Annotated in this window: 2 tRNA genes and 2 rRNA genes; all 4 read right to left on the bottom strand. The window is 48.7% G+C overall.

Going from position 1 to position 4262, the window contains the following annotated elements:
* Nucleotides 1-1741: ribosomal RNA gene (locus KT99_RS19395) — 23S ribosomal RNA — on the bottom strand; the annotation flags it as partial.
* A 552-nt stretch (nucleotides 1742-2293) separates the two neighbouring features.
* Nucleotides 2294-2369 (bottom strand) — tRNA-Ala (locus KT99_RS19390).
* 134 nt (nucleotides 2370-2503) lie between these two features.
* Nucleotides 2504-2580 (bottom strand) — tRNA-Ile (locus KT99_RS19385).
* Between the two features lie 190 nt (nucleotides 2581-2770).
* Nucleotides 2771-4262, bottom strand: a 16S ribosomal RNA gene (locus tag KT99_RS19380); the annotation flags it as partial.

Here is a 4262-nt window from a genome sequence, read left to right as displayed (position 1 = left end):
TAGGAGCGTACCTTCTCCCGAAGTTACGGTACCATTTTGCCTAGTTCCTTCAGCCGAGTTCTCTCAAGCGCCTTGGTATTCTCTACCCAACCACCTGTGTCGGTTTGGGGTACGATTCCTACTAACCTGAAGCTTAGAAGATTTTCCTGGAAGCATGGCATCAACTACTTCAACCCCTTAGGGTCTCGTCATCAGTCCTCAGTCTTGCAATTTAATGCGTATCCCCGGATTTGCCTAAGAATACAACCTACAACCTTAAACGCGGACAACCAACGCCGCGCTAGCCTAGCCTTCTCCGTCTCTCCATCGCAGTTAGCAGAAGTACAGGAATATTAACCTGTTTCCCATCGATTACGCCTTTCGGCCTCACCTTAGGGGTCGACTTACCCTGCCCTGATTAACATTGGACAGGAAACCTTGGTCTTTCGGCGAGGGAGTTTTTCACTCCCTTTATCGTTACTCATGTCAGCATTCGCACTTCTGATACCTCCAGCGTGGGTTACCCCTTCGCCTTCAACGGCTTACAGAACGCTCCTCTACCGCTTGCCAGTAAACTAGCAAACCCATAGCTTCGGTGTATTGCTTAGCCCCGTTAAATCTTCCGCGCAGGCCGACTCGACTAGTGAGCTATTACGCTTTCTTTAAATGATGGCTGCTTCTAAGCCAACATCCTAGCTGTCTAAGCCTTCCCACATCGTTTCCCACTTAGCAATAACTTTGGGACCTTAGCTGATGGTCTGGGTTGTTTCCCTTTCCACGACGGACGTTAGCACCCGCCGTGTGTCTCCCGAGTAGTACTCATTGGTATTCGGAGTTTGCAAAGGGTTGGTAAGTCGGGATGACCCCCTAGCCTTAACAGTGCTCTACCCCCAATGGTATTCGCTCGAGGCGCTACCTAAATAGCTTTCGAGGAGAACCAGATATCTCCCGGTTTGATTGGCCTTTCACCCCCATCCACAAGTCATCCGCTCATTTTTCAACATAAGTCGGTTCGGTCCTCCAGTTGATGTTACTCAACCTTCAACCTGCCCATGGATAGATCACCGGGTTTCGGGTCTACACCTTGCAACTTCTCTAATTAAAGATACGCGCAGTTAACACTCGGTTTCCCTACGGCTCCGCTATTCGCTTAACCTCGCTACAAAATGTAAGTCGCTGACCCATTATACAAAAGGTACGCAGTCACGGTCTCTTATTCCGAAGAATGGAACCGCTCCCACTGCTTGTACGTATACGGTTTCAGGTTCTATTTCACTCCCCTCACAGGGGTTCTTTTCGCCTTTCCCTCACGGTACTGGTTCACTATCGGTCAGTCAGGAGTATTTAGCCTTGGAGGATGGTCCCCCCATGTTCAGACAAGATGTCACGTGTCCCGTCCTACTCGTTTTCATCTATGGTTAGTTTTCATGTACGGGGCTATCACCCTGTGCCGCTGAGCTTTCCAACTCATTCCACTAACACCCCATAGACTTAAGGGCTAATCCCCGTTCGCTCGCCGCTACTAGGGGAATCTCGGTTGATTTCTGTTCCTCCGGGTACTTAGATGTTTCAGTTCCCCGGGTTTGCCTCATATACCTATGTATTCAGTATATGATACTCACTTATGTGAGTGGGTTTCCCCATTCGGACATCGTTAGCTCAAATGCTTGTTACTAGCTCGCCAACGCTTTTCGCAAGTTACTACGTCCTTCATCGCCTCTGACTGCCAAGGCATCCACCGTATACGCTTAGTCACTTAACCATACAACCCACATAGGTCTTTATTCGCTTGCCACTGTACTGTTATGCAGCGTTACTCAAACTCACTTGTCGGTTATGTAGTAAACTACACGCCCTCCTCGTTCGCTTTCGCGCCTTGCCTAACAACACATCGACTGCGCTAACAGACTCAATATTCTCTACAAATAGTAGAAAACGAATCGTATCGCAACTAATGGTGTTTACTTTCGCCAAAAGAATACTCTTGAAGCACTTTCCTAACTAAAGGTCTATGCTCCAGCACTTGATTTAAGTGTTTGAGAACTCAATTATTTATTTTTCGCGCTAATGCTATTAATAACAACTTACAAGTAAGTCGCTATCCCTTTCACATTAACACTATCAGCTTTCCAAATTTTTAAAGAACGGGCTTAAAAAAGCCAAAGATAATTCTTTCATTATCTTTGGCATCTCTATCCATATGCATGGCTTACAATTTCAGCAAAAATGCAAGCAAATGCTGGAGCTACATGACAGTGATCGAACCTAGTTTTTAAACTGCGTTCTAAACAATCAAGCAAAACCAACAAATAAATGGTGGAGCTATGCGGGATCGAACCGCAGACCCCCTGCGTGCAAGGCAGGTGCTCTCCCAGCTGAGCTATAGCCCCATTTACATGCTGTCAAACAAAATATATACGCTTACTTATTGCTAAGTTATTACCAAATCGAGTGTAACAAGGCATGTAGTGAGGACGTTTAGCCTGCTAAACGACGAACTACATAACGTAGTAACACAAAGATTTGGTGGGTCAGAGTGGACTTGAACCACCGACCTCACCCTTATCAGGGGTGCGCTCTAACCAGCTGAGCTACAGACCCATTTATACTTGCAACCTTATTTATCGCTATTGCTTTAAACAAGAGTACGTCGTCTAAACAGACACGTATATTTTTGCTCTTTCTTCTATCAAGTAATCTGTGTGAACACTCAAGCACACGGATGTGCTGTGTGTAAGAAATGCACGGATGCAATTTCTTACCAAACCAAGTATTGAGTTAGTCGTATAGGTAAGGAGGTGATCCAGCCCCAGGTTCCCCTAGGGCTACCTTGTTACGACTTCACCCCAGTCATGAACCACACCGTGGTAAACGCCCTCCCCGAAGGGTTAAGCTATCTACTTCTGGTGCAGCCCACTCCCATGGTGTGACGGGCGGTGTGTACAAGGCCCGGGAACGTATTCACCGTGACATTCTGATTCACGATTACTAGCGATTCCGACTTCACGGAGTCGAGTTGCAGACTCCGATCCGGACTACGACCGGCTTTGTGGGATTAGCTTGACCTCGCGGCGTTGCAACCCTCTGTACCGACCATTGTAGCACGTGTGTAGCCCTACTCGTAAGGGCCATGATGACTTGACGTCGTCCCCACCTTCCTCCGGTTTATCACCGGCAGTCTCCCTAAAGTTCCCACCATTACGTGCTGGCAAATAAGGATAAGGGTTGCGCTCGTTGCGGGACTTAACCCAACATTTCACAACACGAGCTGACGACAGCCATGCAGCACCTGTCTCACAGTTCCCGAAGGCACTAAGCTATCTCTAGCAAATTCTGTGGATGTCAAGAGTAGGTAAGGTTCTTCGCGTTGCATCGAATTAAACCACATGCTCCACCGCTTGTGCGGGCCCCCGTCAATTCATTTGAGTTTTAACCTTGCGGCCGTACTCCCCAGGCGGTCTACTTAATGCGTTAGCTTGGGAACCCAGTGTTCAAGACACCAAATTCCGAGTAGACATCGTTTACGGCGTGGACTACCAGGGTATCTAATCCTGTTTGCTCCCCACGCTTTCGTACCTCAGCGTCAGTCTTTGTCCAGGGGGCCGCCTTCGCCACCGGTATTCCTTCAGATCTCTACGCATTTCACCGCTACACCTGAAATTCTACCCCCCTCTACAAGACTCTAGTTTGCCAGTTCAAAATGCAATTCCCAGGTTGAGCCCGGGGCTTTCACATCTTGCTTAACAAACCGCCTGCGTACGCTTTACGCCCAGTAATTCCGATTAACGCTTGCACCCCTCGTATTACCGCGGCTGCTGGCACGAAGTTAGCCGGTGCTTCTTATGCGAGTAACGTCATAGCTGTAGTTTATTAAACTACAACCTTTCCTCCTCGCTGAAAGTGCTTTACAACCCGAAGGCCTTCTTCACACACGCGGCATGGCTGCATCAGGCTTGCGCCCATTGTGCAATATTCCCCACTGCTGCCTCCCGTAGGAGTCTGGACCGTGTCTCAGTTCCAGTGTGGCTGATCATCCTCTCAGACCAGCTAGGGATCGTCGCCTTGGTAAGCCATTACCTTACCAACTAGCTAATCCCACCTAGGTACATCCAATCGCGAAAGGCGCACTTCGAAAAACGCGTCCCCTCCTTTCCCCCGTAGGGCGTATGCGGTATTAGCAGTCGTTTCCAACTGTTATCCCCCTCGACTGGGCAGTTCCCTAGGCATTACTCACCCGTCCGCCGCTCGACAGCAAAGGTGCAAGCACCTTCCTGTTTCCGCTC

It is taken from the genome of Shewanella benthica KT99 (genome assembly GCF_000172075.1).
Taxonomy (GTDB): domain Bacteria; phylum Pseudomonadota; class Gammaproteobacteria; order Enterobacterales; family Shewanellaceae; genus Shewanella; species Shewanella benthica_A.
The sequence above is the reverse complement of the archived record's forward strand: the minus strand, read 5'-3'. Positions and strand labels throughout refer to the sequence as shown.